This is a genomic window from Acinetobacter sp. ASP199 (assembly GCF_022700675.1).
Taxonomy (GTDB): domain Bacteria; phylum Pseudomonadota; class Gammaproteobacteria; order Pseudomonadales; family Moraxellaceae; genus Acinetobacter.
The window spans coordinates 806,778-831,860 of record NZ_CP062182.1 but is presented as its reverse complement, the minus strand read 5'-3'; the positions used below and the strand labels follow the sequence as shown (position 1 = coordinate 831,860).

17 protein-coding genes are annotated in these 25,083 nt (G+C 43.1%); 9 read left to right on the top strand and 8 right to left on the bottom strand.

Translation table 11 applies throughout. The features are described 5' to 3' along the window. The first annotated feature begins 40 nt into the window (after positions 1-40). Together estB and oxyR are read left to right on the top strand one after the other, a co-directional pair. Positions 41-985, top strand: coding sequence for an esterase EstB (estB, locus tag IHE35_RS03865; RefSeq protein ID WP_242789386.1), 945 nt, complete (start codon positions 41-43; stop codon positions 983-985). A 12-nt stretch (positions 986-997) separates the two neighbouring features. After that, positions 998-1,897, top strand: a complete 900-nt coding sequence (oxyR, locus tag IHE35_RS03860; protein WP_242789385.1) for a LysR family transcriptional regulator OxyR — start codon at positions 998-1,000, stop codon at positions 1,895-1,897. A gap of 111 nt (positions 1,898-2,008) precedes the next feature. Here oxyR and ppk1 read toward each other — a convergent pair whose 3' ends face one another. Both ppk1 and mtgA read right to left on the bottom strand, forming a co-directional pair. Further along, positions 2,009-4,090, bottom strand: coding sequence for a polyphosphate kinase 1 (ppk1, locus tag IHE35_RS03855; protein ID WP_242789384.1), 2,082 nt, complete (start codon positions 4,088-4,090; stop codon positions 2,009-2,011). Between the two features lie 127 nt (positions 4,091-4,217). Then, the gene (gene mtgA / locus IHE35_RS03850) at positions 4,218-4,892 is read right to left on the bottom strand and encodes a monofunctional biosynthetic peptidoglycan transglycosylase (RefSeq protein ID WP_242789383.1); all 675 of its coding nucleotides are present in this window, start codon (positions 4,890-4,892) and stop codon (positions 4,218-4,220) included. A gap of 77 nt (positions 4,893-4,969) precedes the next feature. On the opposite strand from mtgA, the gene IHE35_RS03845 reads away from it, so the two are divergent. Then, complete coding sequence (locus IHE35_RS03845) at positions 4,970-5,788, top strand: rhomboid family intramembrane serine protease (RefSeq protein ID WP_242789382.1); 819 nt, start codon at positions 4,970-4,972, stop codon at positions 5,786-5,788. Positions 5,789-5,810: 22 nt separating this feature from the next. Here IHE35_RS03845 and IHE35_RS03840 read toward each other — a convergent pair whose 3' ends face one another. After that, the gene (locus tag IHE35_RS03840) at positions 5,811-8,285 is read right to left on the bottom strand and encodes an FtsX-like permease family protein (RefSeq protein ID WP_242789381.1); all 2,475 of its coding nucleotides are present in this window, start codon (positions 8,283-8,285) and stop codon (positions 5,811-5,813) included. A gap of 1 nt (position 8,286) precedes the next feature. Next, a complete protein-coding gene (locus IHE35_RS03835) occupies positions 8,287-9,012 on the bottom strand; it encodes an ABC transporter ATP-binding protein (RefSeq protein ID WP_242789380.1) in 726 nt (241 codons plus the stop codon). A gap of 27 nt (positions 9,013-9,039) precedes the next feature. Between IHE35_RS03835 and IHE35_RS03830 the strand changes: the two genes are divergently transcribed. Beyond that, a complete protein-coding gene (locus tag IHE35_RS03830; RefSeq protein ID WP_242789947.1) occupies positions 9,040-9,657 on the top strand; it encodes an arylesterase in 618 nt (205 codons plus the stop codon). Between the two features lie 35 nt (positions 9,658-9,692). Here IHE35_RS03830 and IHE35_RS03825 read toward each other — a convergent pair whose 3' ends face one another. Beyond that, positions 9,693-10,307, bottom strand: a complete 615-nt coding sequence (locus IHE35_RS03825; protein ID WP_242789379.1) for a carbonic anhydrase — start codon at positions 10,305-10,307, stop codon at positions 9,693-9,695. Positions 10,308-10,613: 306 nt separating this feature from the next. Here IHE35_RS03825 and IHE35_RS03820 point away from each other — a divergent pair, with 306 nt between their 5' ends. Further along, complete coding sequence (locus tag IHE35_RS03820) at positions 10,614-11,651, top strand: alpha/beta hydrolase (RefSeq protein ID WP_242789378.1); 1,038 nt, start codon at positions 10,614-10,616, stop codon at positions 11,649-11,651. Positions 11,652-11,665: 14 nt separating this feature from the next. Then, a complete protein-coding gene (locus tag IHE35_RS03815) occupies positions 11,666-12,673 on the top strand; it encodes a hypothetical protein (RefSeq protein WP_242789377.1) in 1,008 nt (335 codons plus the stop codon). Positions 12,674-12,707: 34 nt separating this feature from the next. Here the strand turns inward: IHE35_RS03815 and IHE35_RS03810 are convergent, their stop codons facing one another. Then, positions 12,708-14,960, bottom strand: a complete 2,253-nt coding sequence (locus tag IHE35_RS03810; protein WP_242789376.1) for a FepA family TonB-dependent siderophore receptor — start codon at positions 14,958-14,960, stop codon at positions 12,708-12,710. 244 nt (positions 14,961-15,204) lie between these two features. Continuing rightward, positions 15,205-15,843 (bottom strand): Fe-S biogenesis protein NfuA, encoded by a 639-nt coding sequence (gene nfuA, locus IHE35_RS03805; protein WP_242789375.1) that lies wholly within the window; start codon positions 15,841-15,843, stop codon positions 15,205-15,207. 160 nt (positions 15,844-16,003) lie between these two features. Here nfuA and IHE35_RS03800 point away from each other — a divergent pair, with 160 nt between their 5' ends. Together IHE35_RS03800 and IHE35_RS03795 are read left to right on the top strand one after the other, a co-directional pair. Further along, on the top strand, positions 16,004-16,621 hold the full coding sequence (locus tag IHE35_RS03800; RefSeq protein WP_242789946.1) for a rhomboid family intramembrane serine protease: 618 nt from the start codon (positions 16,004-16,006) through the stop codon (positions 16,619-16,621). 639 nt (positions 16,622-17,260) lie between these two features. After that, positions 17,261-18,802 carry a hypothetical protein gene (locus IHE35_RS03795; protein WP_242789374.1) on the top strand — a complete coding sequence of 514 codons (1,542 nt, stop codon included), beginning with the start codon at positions 17,261-17,263 and terminating at the stop codon, positions 18,800-18,802. A 219-nt stretch (positions 18,803-19,021) separates the two neighbouring features. On the opposite strand, the gene IHE35_RS03790 is transcribed toward IHE35_RS03795, so the two are convergent. Next, on the bottom strand, positions 19,022-20,641 hold the full coding sequence (locus IHE35_RS03790; RefSeq protein WP_242789373.1) for an inorganic phosphate transporter: 1,620 nt from the start codon (positions 20,639-20,641) through the stop codon (positions 19,022-19,024). A gap of 516 nt (positions 20,642-21,157) precedes the next feature. On the opposite strand from IHE35_RS03790, the gene metH reads away from it, so the two are divergent. Beyond that, the gene (metH, locus tag IHE35_RS03785; protein ID WP_242789372.1) at positions 21,158-24,844 is read left to right on the top strand and encodes a methionine synthase; all 3,687 of its coding nucleotides are present in this window, start codon (positions 21,158-21,160) and stop codon (positions 24,842-24,844) included. Positions 24,845-25,083 lie beyond the last annotated feature (239 nt).

The window sequence follows — 25,083 nt, the reverse complement described above, 5'->3', positions numbered from 1 at the left end:
ACATTCTTTGTACAGAATGTCCTTTTATAGGGAACTTAACATGAATAGTCATGTGCAATCGAGTCTATTACCATCGCCATATACTGCCTTTATGCATGAAACCAAGGTTGATCTTGGTAATGGTATTGAGTTGCATATAGAGGTAGGTGGTCAGGAGAATCGCCCGACCTTATTGCTGATTATGGGTCTGGGTGCACAGATGCTGTATTGGCCAGACTTTTTCTGTAAATCATTTATCGACCAAGGTTTCCGGGTCATTCGTTTTGATAACCGCGATATCGGTCTATCTTCCAAAGTCCATCATAAAGGTCCACGACTGAACACCGTTAAACTGATGAGTCGCTTTATGCTAGGCCTAGGCAATCAGGGTGCCCCTTATACCCTGTATGATATGGCCGAGGATGTCAGCCTGCTGATTGATAAAATGGAGCTGGACGAGGTTTATGTGCTTGGTGCTTCTATGGGCGGTATGATTGCCCAGATCCTGGCAGCACGTTACCCTGAAAAAGTAAAAAAACTGGGCCTGTTATTTACCAGCAACAATCAGCGCCTGTTACCTCCACCCTTTCCAAAACAGCTCTTTAGTCTGATTGGCAAACCTGCTTCGCAGGATGAAAATGGTATAATTGACCATAGTTTGAAATTGTTTAACATCATTGGCTCGCCTGGTTATATCAATCAGCTTGAGGCAATGCAGACCGCCCGTAAATTATATAATCGAAGTTATTACCCAGCGGGTGTACTTCAACAGTTTTTAGCAATATTATGTACGGGCTCGTTGCTGCAACTGGATAAGCAAATCCGACAAGAGACGCTGGTAGTTCATGGTTCTCAAGATCGCTTGCTCCCACCCGGCCATGGTAAGGCTGTTGCGAAAGCAATATCTGGTGCTAAATTTGAATTAATTGATGGAATGGGGCATGATATCCCACCGCATTTTATTCCATATCTTAGCGAATTATTTGCTGATCATTTTAAATCATAAAATTAGGACACTATGGCTGCATTACCATCCCTAAGACAGCTGTCATACCTCGTAACACTGTCTGAGACGCTGCATTTTACAGAAGCTGCTCGCCGTTCATTTGTGACCCAGTCCACCCTGTCTGGCGGGATCATGGAGTTGGAGCGTTTACTCGGTGGCGTTCTTGTTGAACGTGATCGCCAGAATGTACGCTTGACTCCACTTGGAGAGCAAGTGGTTGCACGCGCTCGTGTTCTACTGGCTGATGCTCAGGACTTAATGCGTTTAAGTCGTGAGATGAGTGAACCTTTGACAGGTGATCTGCATTTAGGTGTGATTCCGACCATTGCCCCTTTCATTCTGTCGCAACTTCTTGATGAAGTGCATAAACAGTTGCCGAAAATTCAGCTGCATCTGCACGAAGCGCAAAGTGAAAAGATTGTTGAAAAGCTGGAACATGGCAACCTGGATATGGTTGTACTGGCCCTGCCTTTTGATACACGCAGCCTGAAAGTTGCTGAAATTGTGAAAGAAGATCTATATGTGGTTCACCACAAGTCAGATCAGAATGCAGCTCAGGCCACTTCCTTAGAAGATCTGGATCTTTCTCGTTTAATGTTACTTGAAGAAGGCCACTGTCTACGTGATCATGCTTTAAGTGCTTGTCCAATTGGTGAGCGTAAGAATGATCATCGCCTGAAAGCAAGCTCATTGCCAACGCTGATCGAGATGGTGTCTTCCAATCTTGGTTTTACCCTGTTGCCTGAAATTGCACTTCATACCAACATGATTAAAGCCAACCCTGAACTTCAGGTGAAAAATATTGCTGCTGCACCAAGCCGCACCTTGGCTTTGGTGACACGTAAGAGTACACCGCTACAAAGCGAATTTGATGTACTGCTACCAATTCTGCAAAAGATCGCTCAGCAATAATTATATGCTGACGTTAAAAGGAGCCCTTGCTGGCTCCTTTTTTTATTTTTAGAAACAGTATATTTATATAAAAAGAGACTGAAAATTCAGTCTCTTTTTAAAAGATTAGTCTTATTTAAAGGTTTCCAGTAACACACGCTGTGCATTATGCGGCTGTTCACCTTGTGCAGGTTGTGCACGGACCCAGGTACCGTCACTCTGTAGCAACCAGGCTTGCTGATTATCTTTGAGATAGTTCAATAAGCCTTGCTGATAGATGCGTTTCTTCAAGGCTTCATCTTCAATCGGGAAACAGGCTTCAACACGATTAAACAGGTTACGGTCCATCCAGTCTGCGCTTGAGCAATAAATACGGGAATTACCATTATTGCTAAAATAATACACACGAGTATGTTCCAGGAAACGTCCGACGATGGAACGAACACGGATATTTTCCGACAAGCCCGGCAGACCAGGACGTAAACAGCAAATCGAACGGATAATCAGGTCAATCTGCACGCCTGCTTGCGATGCTTCATACAATTTATTAATGAGCTGTAGTTCTGTCAGCGCATTTACTTTAACAATGATCTGAGCCTTTTTGCCTGCTTTGGCATTGGCAATTTCATTGTCGATGTAACTCACCAGCTGGGTATGTAGTGTAAATGGTGCATGTAACAGCTTTTTCAGCTTGGCCATTTTTCCCATACCGGTGAGTTCCTGGAAGATACGGTGTACATCTTCACACAGTTCTTTGTCTGTGGTTAACAGTCCATAATCGGTATAGATACGTGCATTACCCGCGTGATAGTTCCCGGTACCCAAGTGTACATAGCGCACCAGCTTGTTATTTTCACGGCGTACCACCAGAATCATCTTGGCATGGGTCTTATAGCCAACAATGCCATAGACAACTACAGCCCCCGCTTCTTGCAGGACATTGGCTACGGCGATATTGGACTCTTCATCAAAACGCGCACGCAGTTCGATGACCGCAGTCACTTCCTTGCCATTGCGTGCTGCTTCAGCCAGTACCTGAACAATTTCAGAGTCCGCTCCACTACGGTATAAGGTCTGCTTGATAGCCAGGACTTGTGGATCACGCGCAGCCTCACGTAGTAATGAAATCACGGGCGAGAAAGATTCAAAAGGATGATGCAGCAGAATGTCCTGTTTCTGCATCGCACTGAAGATATTTTCTGATTTCTTCAGTACTTTCGGTACGATTGGCGTATGTGAATCATAACGTAAATGTGGACGTTTAAAATTCGACAGCAAACGTGCCAGGTTTACCGGTCCGGCAACTTTATACAGTTGCTCTTCTTCTAGATCAAATTCATCCAGCAGGTATTCATAAATATGTTCTGGACAGTTTTCGGTGACTTCCAGACGTACCGCACGACCAAAACGACGCGAGTTTAATTCGCCTTTTAAAGCAATCGCCAGATCTTCAACATCTTCGTTTAAAGCCAGATCGGCATTACGGGTTACACGGAACTGATAGCAACCTGTTGCAGTCATACCCGGGAACAGGTCAGAGACATGCTCATGAATAATGGCGGAAAGCATCACATGATGTTCTTTTCCTCCAGTCAATTCATCCGGCAAACGTACTACACGTGGCAGTGAACGCGGTGCAGGAACAACTGCCAAGTCGATCTGACGACCAAAGGCATCCTTCCCTTCCAGCGTTACAATAAAGTTCAGCGATTTATTCACCAAACGCGGGAATGGATGGGCTGGATCCAGACTGATTGGAGTTAAGACGGGTGCCACCTGTTCCTGGAAATATTTTTTTATCCACTGCGACTGTGCCGGAGTCAGTTCACCGCGGCGCAGGAAACAGATATCTTCTTCACGCAGTTTAGGCAGAATTTCTTCATTCAAAATGCGGTACTGACGTTCAATGGCAGCATGCGCAGTTTTGGAAATTTGATCCAGCACCTGCTTTGGCGTGAGACCATCCGGACTGCGGCTTTCATTGCCGAGATCCAGCTGTTCCATGACACCAGCGACACGAATCTCAAAGAACTCATCCAGGTTACGTGAGAAAATCAGCAGAAAGTTCATGCGTTCAAGCAATGGATGTAAAGGATCGACAGCCTGCTCCAGGACACGCAAATGAAAGTCCAGAATAGACAATTCCCGGTTAATGTACCGGTCATTATAGGTATATTCAGTTTGTACCGAAGGGCTGTTAGCTGCCGTATTCATATTGAACCTTTAATCGTTTTAAAGCCTTAGTCAATAGTATCAGTATGCTTCAAATTTATGACAGTTTCATAAAAAAAAGCCCGAATTCTCGGGCTTTATGGCATTTTTTTATAACGAATCTTTACTGTCAGGGTAATTCTGCATAGCGCATATAACGTTGAATCATACGTTTACGGGCGTTTAAAGCAGAAGCATTGCGATTTTCTTCAAAATATTTGGGATTGGTTAAAATTGCCGCCAGAAAAATGGCCTCTTCTCTGGTCAGACTTTTTGAAGTTTTACCAAAATAATGTTTGGCTGCTGCTTCCACCCCGTAAATATGATGACCAAACTCAATCGAGTTTAAATACACTTCAAGAATACGCTCTTTTGACCACATGCGTTCCATCATCCAGGTGGCAACCGCTTCCTGACCTTTACGCAGGAAAGAACGTTTGTTGAACAGGAACAGATTTTTTGCCAGCTGCTGGGAAATAGTAGAGCCACCGGCAACCACTTTACCCTGCTCTTTATTACGACTTAAAGCTGTTTGAATTCCATCCCAGTCAAAACCATGATGATGCACAAATTTTCCATCTTCCGCAGTCACCACCGCTTTTTTCAGATTGGTACTGATCTCGTCATAAGGACGCCATTGGTGCTGAATAGGTTTGGAGGGCTCAGACCAATAATCGATCCGCATCATCATGGTTGTATTAACCGGATTAAAACGCCACCATGCCAGGCTGGCAAAGATCCAGAGTTGAATACATAAAACCACACTGAACAGCAGCAAGAATATTCGGATCAGAAAAGCTTTCATGTCAGAGGGTTACTCCTGAAGATGTCATTTTTTCGTGTTAAGCTTATTTGAAATATCTCATACAGCGCAAGAATAGCATGTCTGAATACGCTCCTCCTTCCATTCACCGTAAACTGGATGTCCACACCTGGTGGTTTACTGCGGTATTGATTGCAGTGAATGTCGGATTATTTGTCTGGCAGATTTCTACCGGCACAGATGCTAGTCAGCCAAGTACACAAGATGCTATTCGCTGGGGTGCTGATTATGCACCTTTGACTTATCTGGCGGAACCCATTCGCGTATTCAGCAGCATGTTTTTTCATTTTGGCCTGATTCACTTAATGCTAAACATGTGGGCGCTGTATATTTTTGGAAGCGTTGCGGAACAGCTATTTGGACGTTGGTATTTTGTTGGTCTTTATCTCTGTGCTGGACTGATGGGCAGCCTGTTCAGCGGTTATGTGAATATTCAGGATAGTTATGCCTTAATTGAAGGCGGCGTCGCCAATCCGGGACTTTTACCGAGCGTGAGTGCCGGTGCATCGGGTGCAGTCATGGGCCTGGGCGGTGCGTTGACTGTCTTGTCGATTCTGCCAATTCTTCCCCGTCAGCGCTTTATTCTGGATAAAAAAACCCTGCTAATGGTGATGGGGATTAACTTATTTATGGGCTTTATGATTGCCGGCATTAACAATGCTGCACATATTGGTGGCATGATCATGGGCGCTGTGCTGGCTGCACTGTGGTATGCCGGGCAGAAGCTGCAGCGTGCAGGTTTTATTCAATTCATCGCACTGATAACTGCTTTAGCAGCCTGCTATGGGTTATATCAATATAACTTGATCCTTATTGATCCTATTAAGCCGCTCTGGCAGGAAATTCTGGAGATGATGCGCCAGCAGTTAAAGCTCTAACCGACGCATCATTTTCAATTTTTTATTGATTCAGCTCGCGCAGACTTTGCAGTGGTGGAATTTCACTGAGATAACTCAGTCGATAACGGCCAATCAGCGCACAGAGTAAGGTCATAAAGATCGGTAGAATCAGCCAGATTTCCCAGTGTGGCTGAATTGGTAATTCCATGCGGTAACTAGCGACGGCGCTAATCACTTCCGCAAACAGACAGGAAACTACACCTGCACACAGACCAATAAAGCCAATTTCTAGACTAAGTATGGTTTTCAGTTTCTGTTTGGAACTTCCAAATGAGCGAAGTAAAGCCACCTCCCGCTTGCGTTCATCCATGAGCAGATTTAGACAAGCAATTAGAACCAGTATCCCAGCCACACTCACCAGTAACGCCAGAATGGTCACGATCTGCACCAGTACATTCACAATACGCTTGATCTCGTTCAGAATCAGACTGACATCGATAAAAACCGTATTAGAAAACTGCTGAATCAGCTCAACCAGTTTTGGCCGCTCCTGTTCTGGTACATAGAAACTGCCCAGATAACTACCGGCATTGGCATCCATGGTATTTGGAGTAAAAATAAAGAAAAAATTCGGACTAAAGCTTTCCCATTCCACACTCCGCAGATTCACCACTTTGGCTTCCAGTGGTCCCTCAGGTAAGCTAAACGTCAGCTTATCCCCAATCTTGATGCCCAGTTCTTCCGCTGTCGTGGCTTCAACCGAAACCTCTCCTGGCTGTTTGAGCTGAGCCTCGCCAGTTAGAATCACATTATCTTGTGGATAGCGATCGGTCTGGGTCAGGTTCAGTTCACGGCGTAACGTATTACTCTTCTTGACTAACTCTGCAGCGAATGGCTGATCATTTTTGGCAATCAGACGGCCACGAATATTTGGATACAGCGGCGTACTGCTCCAATCATTTTGTTCTAACTGCGCCTTAAATTGTGGCATCTCAAAAGGTGGTAAACCATAGACAAACTGGTTCGGGGTGCCTTCAGGCAACTGCTGTTGCCAGCGTTCCAGCAGATCGGTTCGTAATACAGCCAGTACCGTAATAAGACTTAGACCTAATGCCAAAGCAGTGATCTGTAATGCAGTCTGATACGGTGTCCGCACATAAGCGGAAATTCGAGATTTTGTATTCCGCAGGACTTTCAGCAATCCCCATACGGTGAGATATAGCACAGCACAAAGCAGAATAATCGCACCAATCACCCAGGCAGTTAATACGATGTTCTCGGTGAGCACCACACTGAAAATAATCAGGCTCAGTGTCCCACTCACCAGCATCCACAACATGGAATGCACGGATTTTTCTTCCTGACGGATAACGCGAATCGGTGCAGTGTTAAGTAATTGCCACAAACTTGGCAGCACAAAACCGAGTAGCACCACAGCACTGGTCAGCATCGCAATCGGTAATGGACCTGATAGCATCGCCATCGCCGAGAATTGCAGCTGAAGATTTGGAATCAGCTGTAGCATCAGTTGCAGCAAACCATAACCTAAACTGATGCCGACAATGGTGCCTATCAGCATCGCGATTGCCAGTACCAGTCCAAGTAATGCCAGATAAGCCGTCAGAATTTGTTGTTTCGTCGCACCGATACAGCGCATCAATGCAATATGATCCTGATTCTGCTGTACATAGCGCTGTGCGCTTAAGGCAATCGCGATGCCACAAAGCAAGATGGTCAAAATATTCGCCAGCTGCAGGAAGGTATCCAGATTCGCAATCGGCTTCATCAGACGGGTATTACTTTCACTGGCATTTCTCAGACGTAAACTATTCTGCTCCTCAAACTGTTGTTCTTCAGCCTCTGTCTCCGCACCCGGTTTAACAATTTTCCTAAAATCTTTTTGATAGGTTTGAATACTGTCCGGATCACCTGCCATGAGCAGGCGATAATCAATGCGGCTACCAACCTGAATCGCATTGGTTTGTGCCACATCTGCCTGAGAGATAATGACCGTTGGCGAGAATCCGGAAAAGCCCAGCTCCTGATTAGAGTCATAGTCAATCACGGCAGTAATCTTGAATGAGGCATCGGCAATATTGACCTGATCCCCTACTTTAACTTTCAGCAGATCCATGGCACGCTGACTGAGCCAGATTTCACCCGGTTTTAGCTGTTTAGCTTCGGGTTTGACTCGTAGCTCACCGCGTAAAGGAAAAGCAGTATCAATGGCTTTAACATTGACCATAACAAATTCAGCATTGGTATGTGCCATGCTGCCAAATACAGTGACCTCGGATTGCTCCAGCCCCAGCTGATCAGCCTTTTCTCGCCAGGCATCTTCGATTGGCTCATTATTACTGAGTAGCAGATCTCCAGCCAGCATTTCCGCTGCTTGCAATGCCACGGCATTCTGAATCTGCTCATTACTAAACTTAAGTGCTGTGGTCGCGCTAATGGCTAAGGTCAGCGCAATGATCAGCAGATAAATGCCCGTAGTCTTAAAACTTTGAGTCAGTAAAGGACGGAAGAGGTTCATATCATCCTCCATTCACATGTTCAGTCAACTGACCATTGCTTAACTCAAAATGACGCTGGCAGAGTTGTGCCAGTTTCTGGTCATGGGTCACCAAAATTAAAGTGGTACCCAATTCATGGTTTAACTGAAATAACAGCTGTTCAATTTCCTTGGCGGTCTCCCCATCCAGATTTCCAGTCGGTTCATCAGCAAAAATAATTTTTGGCTCACTCACCAAAGCACGGGCAATCGCAACACGTTGCTGTTCCCCGCCAGAAAGCACTTTAGGGGTTTGCTGGGCCTGACGGTCCAGCCCTACTCTTTGCAACAGATTCAACGCTTTTTGTTCAGCTGCGGCATAATTGAAGTTTGGCTGTAAACGTAACGGCAACATCACATTTTCTAATGCAGTCAGATGTGGCAACAGCTGAAAAGACTGAAATACAAAACCGATATTTTCCAGTCTGACCTTGGCTCGCTGTTCTTCATTCATTTCAGTAGTCGATTCACCACAGACCTGTAACTGACCTGAACTGGCCTGATCCAGGGTTGCCAGTATGCCCAGTAAGGTTGATTTTCCAGAGCCGGATCGTCCGGTAATCGCTACCTGTTCTCCAGCCAGAATCTCCAGATTAAGGTTCTCAAAAATCGTCAACTGTTTTTGTGATAGTTGTATCTTTTGTGTCAATTGTTGAGCAGAAATTATTGGCTGTGGCATGATGGTAGCTTTCTGGCGATCTTGAATCATACTTTTCCTATGCATCTGAATATTCAAATTCTAAAGTCTTATTTATTCCGCAGCTTAGCACTGTTTGGCCTGTGCCTGATGCCGGTGCTGGTTTCAGCAAAGACCATTATGATTCTGGGTGACAGCTTAAGTGCGGGTTATGGTATTCAACCTGAACAGGGTTGGGTCAATCTGTTGCAAAAACGTTTAAACCAACAGTATCCGATACAGCATAAAGTGGTCAATGCAAGTGTGAGCGGTGAAACCACCAGCGGTGCACTGGCACGTCTGCCTAAACTGCTCCAGACCCATAAGCCACATATTGTCGTGATTGAACTGGGTGGCAATGATGGCCTACGTGGTCAGCCGCCACAGATGATTCAGAAAAATCTGGCAAATCTGGTTCAGCAAAGTCAAAAAGCCAAAGCAAAGGTCATTCTTTTTGGCATGAAAATGCCGCCAAATTATGGTCAAAGTTATACAAAAGCTTTTGAAAATAATTACAAGGTGGTGAGCCAGCAATATAAAGTGAAATTGTTACCATTCTTTTTGAATGGGGTGGCAGGAAATAAAAACTTGATGCAACAGGATCTGGTACATCCAAATGCCAAGGCACAAAGCATCCTGTTAAATAATGCTTATCCATATATTAAAGGCGCCCTCTAAGGCGCCTTTAATATCATTCATTCTTAAAATTCAAATTAGAAATCAAAAAAGGTGACTTCACCAGTTTCCAGTGAGTATTCAGCTCCCACCACCAGTAATTTGCCTTGTGCAATCAGATTTTCCAATACTGCTGAACCATGACGTAATTGATTCACAGAAGCAAACACATTCGAGCGTACTGCATGCTTAGACAGTTTGTTCAGGTCATCTTTCAGTTCAGTCTGCATCAGAATTTCAACTGATGGACGTACACGATTCACGATTGACATCAGATTTGCAGATGGCGGAGTTGCTGGATTGGTCAATGCTTCAATCGTAGAATGAATTGCACCACAATGCGTATGACCCAAGACAATGACTACAGGACAACCAAAGCTTTCTGCAGCGAATTCAACACTACCGACCTGAGACGGCGCGACAATATTCCCTGCTACACGAATGACAAACAAATCACCCAGACCTTGGTCAAATACCATTTCTGCTGGTACGCGTGAATCTGAACACCCTAAAACAATAGCAAATGGTTCCTGACTTTCTGCCATTTCAGCACGTTGCTGATGCGATAATAATTTTAAATGCTGCGTTTCACCTTTGACAAAGCGTTGGTTACCCTTTTTAAGACGTTCTATAGCTTCCTGAGCTGTGAGCATTCGTGTTTACCACCGTTGTTTTAAGTTGCAATATCTTAATCCTCTGATTTATGAATGTCACTTGCAAAAAATGAGCTTGTCTAAATTTCTATCAGTGGACCTATATCACACTAATATTGCATTTTCTGATCAGAGTTCACATGAAAACTGAATTTTTTTAATGATTCTGGTAACTTATTGATGACATTACTTCACAATTATTTACAATAGAAATAACCCTATGATTTTATTCGAACAAGGTGAGCTTGTTTCAGGATGAGACAGTTTTGAACAGTACACTGGATGCAAGACAAGGAATGTGACGCCATGATAAGAAAATTAATAAAGCGCTCAAAATTACTCTGCGCCATGACCCTAATATTAGCCCCAAGCTTGAGTACCTTAAGTCAGGCCCAAGTCAGTTTTCCTACGCGTGCTCAGCCAGGCAATAATATTCTTAGCCAGTATCTGGTTCAGGAACGTCTGCATGCGGGTCTGAGAAGTAAGATACTGAAAGTCGGTAATATTTCCTGGAGCTATAACGAAGGCGGCAATGTCAATAAACCGTCCATTTTGCTGATTCATGGTCTGGCTGGCACCAAAGACGATTGGAATCGTGTCGCACAGTTTCTCACGCCGTATTATCATGTGATCATTCCGGATTTACCCAATAATGGCGATACCCGTACACCTGCAGATTTTGATTTCTCAGTACCGAATGTCACCTCTCAACTGCGCATCTTCCTGGAAGCTTTGGATGTCGATGAAAATCTGCATGTAGCCGGGCATTCTCTAGGGGGGTCAATTGCCACAGTTTATGCCTCTCAATATCCTTTCGATACGCAAAGCCTGTTCTTACTCAATAGTGCCGGAATCTATAAAAATGCCAATACGCGCTATACGCGTGACCCACATGCGCTAAAAAATCTGATTGTGAGCAAACCGGGAGATCTGGAAGATGTCAGTCATAAACTGATGCAGCACCCGCCTGCTCTCTCAGATCAGTTAAAACATGCCCAGGAAAAACTGCTGATTTCCCGTTCCGAGCAGACCAGCAAAGCCATTGATCAAATTATCATGCTGAGCCGGATCTATACCCCGGAAACTTTTGCTCGTTTGACCCGTACTGTAGAAGCGCCAACACTGATTCTATGGGGCAAGCAGGATCGTATTATTAATGTTGAAGTGGCTAAAGAGCTACATTCCTTATTTAAACGCGCTGAAACACCTGTGATTCTGAACAATGTCGGCCATATACCGATTCTTGAAGCAGAAAGACAGGTTGCGCAGTATTATTTACCTTTCCTTGCAAAGACACAGACCCTAAAAAATCCACTTGCTGATAAACTCATCCCTTTAAATTAACTTTTAGAATCAATATGCAGAAACACCCTATGATTGAGCAATTGATCGACGCTCAGCTCGACTTTCTAGATCAGTCATTTGCTCAATCTGAAACGATTCAAGATGAGTTTCAGGCTTTCTATCTGTGGTTCCGCAAACAGACACTAAAAGATCTGTGGAATCCGATGCAAATTAACCAGCTATTACAAAAACAAATATTAGGCACAGCTGCCAGCTCTTTTCTGATTGAACAGATTGCAGAACATATCCGTTTTGCTCTGGTCCACCCTGCAAATGACAATACCAAGATTGCCGATGTGATTCCTGTACTGACTATTGATAAGATTGCTCAGTATGTCGCAAGTAAAAGTGGCCATCGTCAGCGCCTGATCAAGAAAATGGTCAACAACCCTGCCTTTTCTGCCATGATCAGTCAGCTGATCCAGCATTCAATTCAGGATTATCTGGATAATTCGGTAATTGCCAAAAGCGTACCCGGTGTTTCTCGCTTTATGAAAATGGGCAAGTCTGTACTGGAAAATGTCACGGATAGCAGTCTGGACAATACAGTTGCCCGTTATTTGCAAAAAAATATTTTAAAACTTAGCCAAATGAGTGAGCATGTGCTGAACCAGCACTTTGATGATGAAAAACTCTATCATTTTCAAGCGAATCTCTGGCATAAAATCAAAGATATGCCTCTGTCCGTATTAAAGAATTATATTGAAGTACAAGACCTGACCCAGACTGTGAATTTGGGCCATGAGATCTGGGATCACATGCGCCAAACTGATTATCTACAACAGCAGATACAAGATGGCGTGCACGCTTGGTATGTGCGTAATCAGGAGCACACTTTTGATCTGCTACTGCGTGATCTGAATATCGATGAATCATTGATTCAACATGAATTATATGAATTACTGGTTCCTGTCATTCAGCAGATGATTTCACAAGGTCATTTACGCGCACGCGCACGTGCCTATCTGGAACAGTTCTATTATTCGGAAAATACACTGAACATCTTAAGGATTGAAGAATAAAAAAAGCCACCGAGAGGTGGCTTTTTACTATCGCTTAGAAGTTATATTTAATATTAAATGTATAAGCTCGTCCTGGCTCATTGAAAGTACGGGCTCCCGCATTATTAGCAGTTCCTTCACGTTTCACTTCTTCATCGAACAAGTTTTTAACACCCAAACCTAAGGCTAAATGATCATTCACTTGATAATTTGTATTCAAATTCACCAATACATATTCATCACGATCTAATAAACTTTCCTCTGCAAGATCCTCACCTGTAGTTGCTGATTTTTTCGGAGCTTCTATTTCACCGTAATAACTTGCAATCACATTCGCATTCCAACGATCATTAATATCCCAATCTAAACTGGTATTAAAAGTATATTTGGGAATCAGAGATAAGGGTTCACCATTATCTTTACGTTCTGAACGAATATTACCTGTAAAGTTATGATTCCACTTTAAGTTATCTGTTAAAGGAACTTGTACAAAGGCTTCAATCCCTTCAATAATTGCTTCACCTTGATTTTCCCACTGGAATAATGTTCGGCTTGGACGATCACTATTTAGACTCGGGTCAACATTCACGAAAGCCACAGGTGTATCACCTGCTGCAACACGGTTTTCATAATCATTACGATAGTATGTTAAGCCTGCGTTTAATCCTGTCCCATCATCATAAGTAAACGTAATTTCTTTATTCCAAGATACTTCACTTTCAAGATCTGGATTACCCAATACATGACAGCCACGTTGATTTGTTGGAACCCAGCTCGGACAACCATTCCCTCCTGTATAATAAATATAATTTGGGTCTAGTTGATAAAGGTTTGGAACTTTGAAGGCACGGCTAATACCGCCCTTTACCGACCAATTTTCACTAAACTGCCATGTACTATTTAAGCTTGGTGACCAATTACTTCCCGCTTGATTGTGATAGTCGAAACGTAAGCCTGGTGTGATATACCAATCCGGTGTAATTTGAAAATTATCTTCAAAATATAAACCGACTGTATAAGCTTCTGTATTTGGATCTCGCTTACTTTGTTCTAGTTCAAGTTCGCCGAAACCTCCTTCAAAAGGTAAATCGTCTGACTGCGCTACCAATGGATTATGCAATCGTTCACCACGAAATTCCGCGCCTGCAGTCAATGTGTGACGCTTAAAAAATAAATCCCATTCAGATTTAGCATTCAGGGTTTCAAATTTAGCCGTATTCCAAATAGGAGTTTCTATATTTGATGTTTGAATTTGACCTTCTCCCCTACCGTTATTACCTTCTTGTAATCGTGTATTGTCAGTTCGGTTATATTCAATATAGCTATTACTTTTACTGTTAGCGTAATCCCCACGGTGGATTAGAGAAATACCATAGCGTTCCATTTCATTGGTTTTTTCTCCTTCTAATGCATTGACTAAATTTTCATTCACAGATTGGAACTGAGCATCACCCGCCCATAGGTTACTTTGATTTGAGTAATTTATTTCAACACCTACGGTATTCATCGTATCAATCACATACTCAAACAACTGACGTGCATCAATATTCTCAACCCCTTCAGAACCTGCTGCCACACTGCCATTAATAGCATCATTTTTATTGATGTAAGGATCGTCACCTTTTGATTTGTTATAGCCAAGAGTTGTTCGATACGATAATTTTTCGGTAACCGGACCCGCAAGATTAATCCCGGTACGCCAAGATTGCCCCTCTAAATCGCTTTCAGGCATTTCGTAATAGCCATTAATAGAGGCTTCTTGTTCAGTTGGTGACTTCGTGATGATATTTACGACACCACCCATACTACCTGAACCGTAACGTGCAGCTGCCGGTCCTCTTAATACTTCAATACGTTCAATAGAAGTTGGTGGTACCCACTGCGAATCCCCTCGCGTATCTTTTTCACCTGCACGTCCTGGACGCACTGCCATCCGAGATGTAACTGGGCGACCATCTATTAGAATTAAAGTATTATCTGGTCCCATACCACGTAAATCAATTTGACGCTGGTTACCTCGTTGTCCTGAGGTTGATGAACCACTCAGGTTTACACCAGGCATTTTTCTAACAATTTCAGCAATATCATTAGATACTGGTTGTTTTTTTAAAGTTTCTTCACCAATTACAGATAATCCAGCAGCTTGTTTTAATTCATCTTTGGCCGCTTTTACAACAATGGTTTCCATCTTTACAGTATCTGTCTGCGCGTCCTGTTGTTCTGCTACATTAATTTGCGCTTGAACACTTACAGCCATCGCTGAAACTACTGCAAAAGCCAACGTCGATTTTATAAATGGTGTTGTCATACCCGTATACCCAAGCCTATTTATGAAGAGATCATGTTCTAATTGTTGCGGATTGTAACAACCAACACCTCATATGCAAATAGTTTTAATAATCATTCTCATTTATATTTGCGATTATTTTTCACCTCATTTTAGGTTTTATTGATCGATCAATCACGTACCACCCATGCAGCATGTGCAAATGATTAAAATTGAGGCAAAAAAATAGCCCCAAAATGGAGGCTATTTTTAGCTGGCAAAAGGCTTATTTCATATAAGCGCCTTCAGATTGACTATGATCCGTTTCATCAACCACATTCATCAATTCAGGAATATGCTGTTTTAGCGTTGTTTCTACACCCTGTTTCAAAGTGATATCAATTGCTGAACAGCCTTGGCAACCACCACCAAATTTAAGTACAGCGGTTAAACCTTTTTCTGGGTCTTCTTTGACTTCAACCAGTGCACAGTTACCACCGTGACCTGCCAGACCCGGGTTAATTTCTGACTGAAGCACGTAAGTAATACGCTCTTCTACAGATGCATCAGGACCTACGCGTGGCACTTTAGAGTTTGGCGCACGGAAAGTCAGCTGACCACCAAAACGGTCTTTGTTGTAATCAATTACTGCATCAAGCAAATAAGGAATAGATGGAGCATCGATATACGCAGGGAATTCTGGATAATCCTGTTTGTAATCTGTCGGTACAACTTCATCTGGTGCACTATAAGCCATGCAACATTCAGCGCGCGGTGTACCAGGATTTTCCACGAAAACGCGTACACCAATACCTGGTGTATTTTGCTTTTCCAGTAGATCCTTTAAATACTCTTGTGCAGTCGGTGTAATCAATAGATTTGGAATTTCTTCTGTAACTGCAGTGCTGCTGTTCTCAGTCGACATAACAATAATTTCCTCAAGCTGAAGCTGCTATTTTAACTGAAGATGCGGGGTAAATTTAAAATTTCAACTAAAATTGTCGGATTTATTATAAAAGTACTACCTAAATGTCAGAATAATGGCAAGATTAGGGATCACTACTTCAGAATTAGAACTGCCGTCTATGCTGCATTTACCCTTTAATCATACCGTTACCCTTATTCTGATTACCTGCATTATCTCTTTTGTTGCTTTTTCCAAAGAGCAGGTCATGAACCGTCTGATTTTCTGGCCACCGGCAATTCAACGTGGTCAGTATGACCGTTTTATTTCGCATGGCTTTATTCATGCAGATGGCACACATCTACTGTTCAATATGATTACGCTGTTCTTCTTTGGCAGTATTATCGAGAGCTTTTATCGCCAGTATCTTTATGATCTGGGCTTTGTCCTGTTCTATCTGGGTGGTCTGATTGCAGCCATTATTCCGAGTTATCTGCAAAATAAAAATAATCCACGCTGGGCAAGTCTGGGGGCCTCGGGTGCAGTATCAGCAGTGCTATTTGCCTATATTCTGTTTGAGCCATGGAAACTGATTTTCGTGTTCTTTATTCCTGTGCCTGCGATTATTTTTGCAGTGCTTTATGTCGCTTATAGTGTCTGGTCTGGCAAACGCGGGAACAGCAATATCAATCACAGTGCTCATCTTTGGGGGGCGGCTTATGGTGTGATTATGACTATTATCCTGGAACCTCGACTTATTCCACACTTCCTGAATAAACTGACTCAACTTCCCTTTTAATTCTTTTATTCATTAAGGGATAGAGATATCCCTTTTAAAAATATATTGCCAATCTGACTGAACGTACTTGTGTATTGGCATGCGTACTCAGTAAAGAGAAAATTACAACTTTGACTTTGTTTATAAACTCGGTGGCCTGAAACCGTTTTTAGATTTATCTGAACAATCTGATGTACCTCATGCTAAAACAGGTTCTCCGGAAGCATTAAAAATACCTGAGGAACGTGTGTAGCGGACTGCAGCAGCAGTCGAGAAGAATCCGGATTACATCATTGTCTTGGATCATGGTGCAGTGAATACCCAGAAATATAGGGCTCAGGATAATATTCAAAAACACCCTACACTGAAAAATGCCCAAGCTTTGACAGGAAAGAAAGTTATCTATGTGAATGCAGATGCTGATACATTACAGGCGCCGATCTGGACAATACAGCCTTCATGTTTGAAGAGCTGATCAAGGGGACTGCGAATTCATTCTTAAGCAAGCGATACAAAAAGCTTGAATCTTCCTTTTTACTTGAAACATCTCGTAATAATTTTAAAAGTCAGGATGTCATATATTGCCAACCTTGGACTGAATTTTGCAGCGATAATGTATACATCTGTATATTAATTGCTGTAAATCGCGAGATATTTTGCATGTCCAATTCCCCAGACGGTCTTCAATTCCCTATTTCTGCTTCACAACAAAAACCTAGCACATCAAAAATTGGCCGCAATATCATTTCTGAAGCTTTAGGTGCTGTTGATCCTGTGCATGCCAGCGCAGCACAACAGGAAAAAAACTGGCGTAAACAATATCCAGTTCACTTTAAACATCTGGTTGAAGATGGACTGCGCTCTCAGGGTGCAGCACTCAGCATTGCCAAACAGGGTCTGGAAACTGCTCATGCCAGCTTTGAATTTTATCGTGATGGTCAGAAATATCTGCTCAAAGACGTGATGTCTTTGCCTGCTAAAAATCTGAATACTTTTCAGCTGAAAGGTCAGTCAGAAAAAGCGCCAGAATGGTATGTACCTTATCATGGCCAGAAACTGCAAGGACAAGCCTTGCTGGACCAGATCCAGTCTTGGGAAGAGCGAGGGATTGTTGAACCTAGCCATGCGAATGCTTTGCGTGAATGTATTGCCCATCCGGAATGGTTTAACTTGTCGGATCGTACCACAGTGCTGTTCGGTGCTGCCTCTGAAGCAGGTCCTCTGACCTGGCTATCTAAATGGAAAGCCAATATCGTAGCGATTGACCTGCCCAATACCCGTGTCTGGGGCAAGATTCTAGATACCGTAAGTCAGGGTAATGCCACTTTATATGCACCTTCAGTTGAAGCACTGCCTGCTGATACTTCGATTGAAGTTCTAAAAGAAAAGCTCGGTGCCAACCTGCTGACCCAAATTCCTGAAATTACCCAATGGCTCATTCAATTCGAGCAGAATCTGGATCTGGCGGCAATTGCCTATCTGGATGGTGAAAAGCATGTGCGTGTTTCCATGGCGATGGATGCAATCATGAAACATGTCAGCGAACAGAAAGCCAATACCAGCCTGATGTATATGTGTACCCCAACTGATGTTTATGCCGTGCCGGAAGAAGTCGTACAAGCATCACAAAGCAAATATCAGCAATTGTCTAAACTGGAAAGCACTTTAACCAAAAGTATTTCCCTGATTTCACGCAAGCATTTCTTTAAGAAGAATGAACAGGAGCTATTTAAAGTCGGTGATAAATCCTACGGCGTATGCGACTGTCTGGTTGTAGAACAAGGTCCAAACTATGCGCTGGCAAAACGGATCCAGCAGTGGCGTGCGACTCTCGCGCGTGCCAACGGTCAACGTGTCAGTATTAATATTGCGCCATCGACAACGACATATTCTGTCACCAAAAACCCACTTTTGAAGGCTGCATTTAACGGTGCAAGCTTATTTGATGTCGAAGCTTTTGCGCCAGAAACTACCAATGCGATTATGGCTGCACTGTGGATTTATGATCTGCGTAATTCTGAATCTGTAGCGAACCCAGAAGTGAAATTGAATCATCCTTTAGAGTTGATGATGTCTGGTGCGAATCATGGCGGTTTATGGCGTGTGGCTTATCTGGCACGTACTGCGCTACCGTTTGCTGCATTATACGGTTTTGCGACGGATAAGTTGCCAAAAGGTTTGTTGGGCAAGTTGAACAAGTAATTTAGTTCCTTCTTTCGAGACTTCTTCTACGTTAGATAAACTTTTATTTAATGTTTATCCCCTCACCCTTGCGAACTCAGAATATATGCTGAGGATTCTCATCTCCTGAGCAAGTTTTAAAGCACCGCTTTTAAAACGAAGCGCAAGTGAGGGTTAGGAAGAGGTAAAAATCGCCCATAAAAAAACGCTGCCGAGGCAGCATTTTAATATTAAATCTTCTTAAAAAACTTTTAACAGTAACCAGTACAAACCGCCTGACAAACAGATGGTTGCAGGTAAAGTAAAGATCCATGCTGACAGAATGGTTTTCACCATTTGAAAATTTAGACCTGATTTATTTGCAACCATGGTACCTGCAACCGCAGAGTTCAATACATGCGTGGTCGATACTGGCATACCAAAACCATCTGCTGCTGCAATAGTCGACATTGCGACAAGCTCAGCAGACATCCCTTGACCATAAGTCATGTGTTGCTTACCGATACGCTCACCTACAGTCACCACAATACGCTTCCAACCGACCATCGTACCTAGACCTAGCGCCAGTGCAACTGCAACTTTCACCCATGTTGGGATGTATTGTAAGAATGAATCCAGGCTATCACGGTATTGATCTACTGTTTTTTCCTGTTCAGTAGTCATCACCGGTAAAGCTTCTGCTTTATCTAAACGTTTGAATGTAGTGGTACTTAAATACATATCGTTACGGAATTCAGATACCTGTGCTTCAGGTACATCCTTAATGCTGGTATAGCTGCCCACTTTATCACCCAAATGATCAGTTAAACTTGCCAAGGCAGGTACAACTTCAGGGGTAATTTCTTTGGTTTGAATATAAGTCGTAATGATTTGACGTGCTTTTTCGTCTTCAATATCGGCATGATTTGGATAAATCACATCAGCCGTTTGTGCTGATAATTCACCAAAAGACTGGATATGTTGTGTATCTAAATTTTTATTGAGTGAATAAGCTAACGGTACACAACCAATCAAAATCAGCATGATTAAGCCCATACCTTTTTGACCATCATTTGAACCATGTGCAAAGCTTACGCCTGTACACGTAAAGATCAAAATAGCACGAATCAGTGGTGGTGGTGGCTTGTTGCCTTCAGGGGGTTGGAATAATTCAACTTGTTTCTTGAAGATTTTTTTCACCAACAAGAACAAAATGGCTGCAAAAGCAAAACCAATTAAAGGTGAAAATAACAGTGCTTTACCGACTTTCATCACCTGTTCCATGTCCACACCCGATGCACCACTTCCTGCATGCAGAATGTAGTTCATGATTCCCACACCGAGGATCGAACCGATTAAAGTATGTGAACTCGATGCTGGAATTCCTAAGAACCACGTGCCTAGGTTCCACAAAATGGCAGCAATCAGCATGGCAAAGACCATGGCAAAGCCGGCACCCGTGCCAACATTCATGATCAGTTCAACAGGCAGTAATGCAATGATCCCGTAAGCAACGGCACCACTGGCCACCATTACCCCAAGGAAATTACAGAAACCTGCCCACATGACTGCAACCGGTGCAGACAATGCGTTGGTATAGATTACGGTGGCAACCGCGTTGGCGGTATCGTGGAAACCATTGACGAATTCAAAGCCCAGCGCAATAAACAGCGCTGTGGCTAAAAGAATCATCGAATACAGACCGATTGGTGGAACATGCGCCAGGTCTGAAGTCAACTGGAAGCCGATATAAATCAGCGTAGAAATAATTACAGTCAGAAACACCGGCATAAAAAATTTCGGTGTTGGCACATGCACATTGGTCGACTTATGTGAAGACGACTGATGGGCTGAACCTGAGGGAGTTTGATTAGAATTCATGCAAGCAGGAATAGAGGATTCAAGAATCCCCTTATTGTTCAGTTTAATTGTGACAATTATATGACAAAGCGCCGTCATATAGGCCAATTTTTTAGACTTTCTTGCTGCCGTTCATCCTGTAGCTATATGCTGAAATCTTAAAATTAAAATTTTAGAAACAAAAACTTATTAGAATAAGAACCGTCTATCCAGTCAACTTTATTCATGTTTTGCAATAAAATTGATCATTCCCTCGGAACTGTCATCTTGCTGAGCCTGTCATGCTTGAATCAATCTTGCCCGAGCAATATGACATTTTCATGAAAACTCATTTACATTTTATTTTTGGTCAAATTCCTTCGTAATCACCTTCAAGCTTTCAGTTTTCTATCTGTTTTCAGCTTTCTATGCACAGTTTAATCCGCTTATCAGATTTTCATATCAGTCATATCCAGCATTCTGAATAATGGCTACAGAAAACTGCGCACTAATCTGTTAAGATTATTGCCGTTTTTGATTCCTGCTGAGAAAGTTTGAATGTCCACACTAGCCACCCTTAAAGAACTTCTTGCCAAAAGAATTTTAGTGATCGATGGTGCGATGGGTACCATGATCCAACGCCATAAACTGGAAGAAGCCGATTATCGGGGTGAGCGTTTTGCTGACTGGGCATACGACCTTAAAGGCAACAATGATTTATTGGTTCTGACGCAACCACACATTATCCAGGGTATTCACGAAGCTTATTTAGAAGCCGGTGCAGACATCATTGAAACCAATACCTTTAACGGTACACGCGTTTCTATGTCGGATTACCATATGGAAGATTTGGTTCCTGAAATTAACCGTACGGCTGCTCGTCTTGCAAAAGAAGCCTGCGCCAAATATTCAACACCTGAAAAACCACGTTTTGTGGCAGGTGTCATTGGTCCAACGTCACGTACGACGTCTATTTCACCAAACGTAAATGACCCTGCGTTCCGTAACATTACTTTTGATGCATTAAAAGTAGATTACATCGAATCAACTAAAGCGCTGATTGAAGGTGGTGCGGACATCATCCTCATCGAAACCGTATTCGATACCTTAAATGCCAAAGCTGCGATCTTTGCAGTCAAAGAAGTGTTTAAAGAACTCAGAATCGAGTTACCAATTATGATTTCAGGTACGATTACTGATGCCTCGGGTCGTACATTAACAGGTCAAACCGCTGAAGCATTCTGGAACTCAATGCGTCATGCAGAACCAATCTCAATTGGTTTTAACTGTGCCCTTGGTGCAGATGCAATGCGTCCACACGTAAAAACGGTGTCTGACGTTGCTGATACCTTTGTTTCTGCGCATCCAAACGCGGGCTTACCAAATGCCTTCGGTGGTTATGATGAAACCCCTGAAGAAACCGCAGCATTTATTAAAGAATTTGCGGAAAGTGGCTTGATCAACATCACGGGTGGTTGCTGTGGTACAACGCCTGACCATATTCGTGCAATTGCACAAGCGGTTGAAGGTATTGCTCCTCGTCAAGTGCCTGAAATTGAACCTGCGTGTCGTTTAAGTGGTTTAGAACCATTTAACATCACTAAAGATTCACTCTTTGTAAACGTGGGTGAACGTACCAACGTGACCGGTTCTAAAAAGTTCCTACGCCTGATTAAAGAAGGTAACTTCACTGAAGCTTTAGACGTGGCACGTCAACAAGTTGAAGCCGGTGCGCAGATCATCGATATCAACATGGATGAAGGCATGCTCGATTCACAAGCTGCAATGGTGCACTTCTTGAATCTGATCGCATCTGAGCCAGATATCTCTCGCGTGCCAATCATGCTTGATTCTTCGAAATGGGAAATCATCGAAGCGGGTTTAAAATGCGTCCAAGGTAAAGCGGTTGTAAACTCGATTTCATTAAAAGAAGGTTATGACGAGTTTGTAGAACGTGCCCGCCTCTGCCGTCAGTACGGTGCAGCCGTGATCGTGATGGCCTTTGATGAAGATGGTCAGGCTGACACAGCAGAACGTAAAAAAGAAATCTGTAAGCGTTCGTACGATGTCTTAGTCAACGAAGTGGGCTTCCCGTCTGAAGATATTATCTTTGACCCGAACGTGTTTGCGGTGGCAACGGGTATTGAAGAACACAACAACTATGGCGTGGACTTCATTGAAGCAACAGGTTGGATCAAACAAAACTTACCGAATGCGATGATTTCAGGCGGTATTTCTAACGTATCGTTCTCGTTCCGCGGTAATGAACCGGTACGTGAAGCGATTCATGCAGTGTTTTTGTATCACGGTATTCAACAAGGTTTAACCATGGGGATCGTGAATGCAGGTCAGCTTGCGATTTACGATGACATTGATGCAGAACTGAAAGAAGCCGTTGAAGATGTCGTGCTGAACCGTAACCAAGGCGCAAGCGGTCAAGAAGCGACTGAAAAATTACTTGCTGTGGCTGAAAAATACCGTGGTCAAGCAGGCGCACAGAAAGCCGAAGAAAACCTTGAATGGCGTAACGAGCCTGTTGAAAAACGTCTTGAATATGCCTTAGTCAAAGGCATTACAACGTACATCGATGAAGATACCGAAGAAGCACGTTTAAAATCTGCACGTCCTCTTGATGTGATCGAAGGACCACTCATGGCAGGTATGAACGTGGTTGGCGACCTATTTGGTGCCGGCAAAATGTTCTTACCTCAAGTAGTCAAATCTGCACGTGTGATGAAACAAGCCGTGGCTTGGTTGAACCCGTTCATCGAAGCAGAAAAAACCCAAGGCGAAGCCAAAGGTAAAATCTTGCTTGCAACCGTAAAAGGCGACGTACATGACATTGGTAAAAACATTGTGGGCGTGGTACTTGGCTGTAACGGTTATGACATCGTTGACCTTGGCGTGATGGTTCCCTGCGAGAAGATTCTACAAACTGCGATTGATGAGAAAGTTGACATCATCGGTTTGTCAGGTCTAATCACTCCTTCATTGGATGAAATGGTCTTTGTTGCCAAAGAAATGCAACGTAAAGGCTTTAATATTCCGCTCATGATTGGTGGTGCAACGACTTCTAAAGCGCATACTGCTGTGAAAATTTCACCGCAATATCAAAATGACGGCGTGTACTACACAGCTGATGCTTCACGTGCAGTCGGTGTTGCGACTCAACTCTTGTCTGCGGACATGAAACCGCAACTTGCAGCTGACTACGCAGCGGACTATGAAAAAATCCGTACTCGTCTAGCCAATAAACAGCCAAAAGCGGCGAAGTTGTCTTATGCTGAATCTATTGAAAACGGTTTCAAAATTGATTTTGACAAGAATGCCCCTGCGAAGCCTAACTTTATTGGTACGCAAACCTTCACCAATTATTCTTTAGAAACATTGGTGGAATACTTTGACTGGACACCATTCTTTATTTCTTGGAGTTTGGCGGGTAAATACCCGAAAATCCTTGAAGATGAAGTAGTGGGCGAAGCAGCACGTGATTTGTTTGAAAATGCGCAAGCAATGCTGAAAGACATCATTGAGAATAAACGTTTCGATGCACGTGCAACATTCAGCATTTACCCTGCCAACCGTGTTGCAGCGGATACCGTTGCGGTAACTGATGAAAATGGCAATGTGACGCATAGCTTCGAGCATTTACGTCAGCAGTCTGACAAAGTGACAGGTAAAGCGAACTTCTCTTTAGCTGACTTTGTTGCACCGAAAGATGTGGCGCAGGATTACTTGGGTGGTTTCACTGTATCGATCTTTGGTGCGGAAGAACTTTCTCAAGAATACAAAGCCAAAGGTGATGACTATAACGCGATTATGGTTCAAGCCTTGGGCGACCGTTTTGCTGAAGCATTTGCAGAGCATTTACATCAGCGTATTCGTAAAGAGTTCTGGGGCTACCAAGCAGACGAACAGCTTTCAAATGAAGATTTGATTAAAGAGAAGTATGTCGGTATTCGTCCTGCACCGGGCTACCCTGCGTGTCCTGAGCATTCTGAAAAAGCGCCACTGTTTGATTGGTTAGGTACAACGGACAAGATTGGGACTTACTTAACCTCTAGCTTTGCAATGTGGCCACCTTCATCAGTAAGCGGTTTCTATTATGCAAACCCTGAAACTGAATATTTTAACGTGGGTAAAATCTCTGGTGATCAGTTAGAAGATTATGCGAAGCGTAAAGGTTGGACGTTGGATGAAGCAAAACGTTGGTTAGCGCCGAATTTGGATGATTCTGTGGTTTAAAGGATTAATGAATCCCCCCCTATTCCCCCTTCAACAAAGGGGGAATAAAAATCCCCTCAAGTGAGGGGATTTTTTTGTTTTAAATTTTTTAATCTCCCCTAACCCCTCTTTGAAAAAGAGGGGAATTTTACGGATCAAATGGATTGCGTGATAGCTCCTCCCTTTCTAAAAGGGAGGTTGGGAGGGATTAAATAAAATCAGAAATTAGTGGACTCTTATTAATATCAAATTTGAAACCA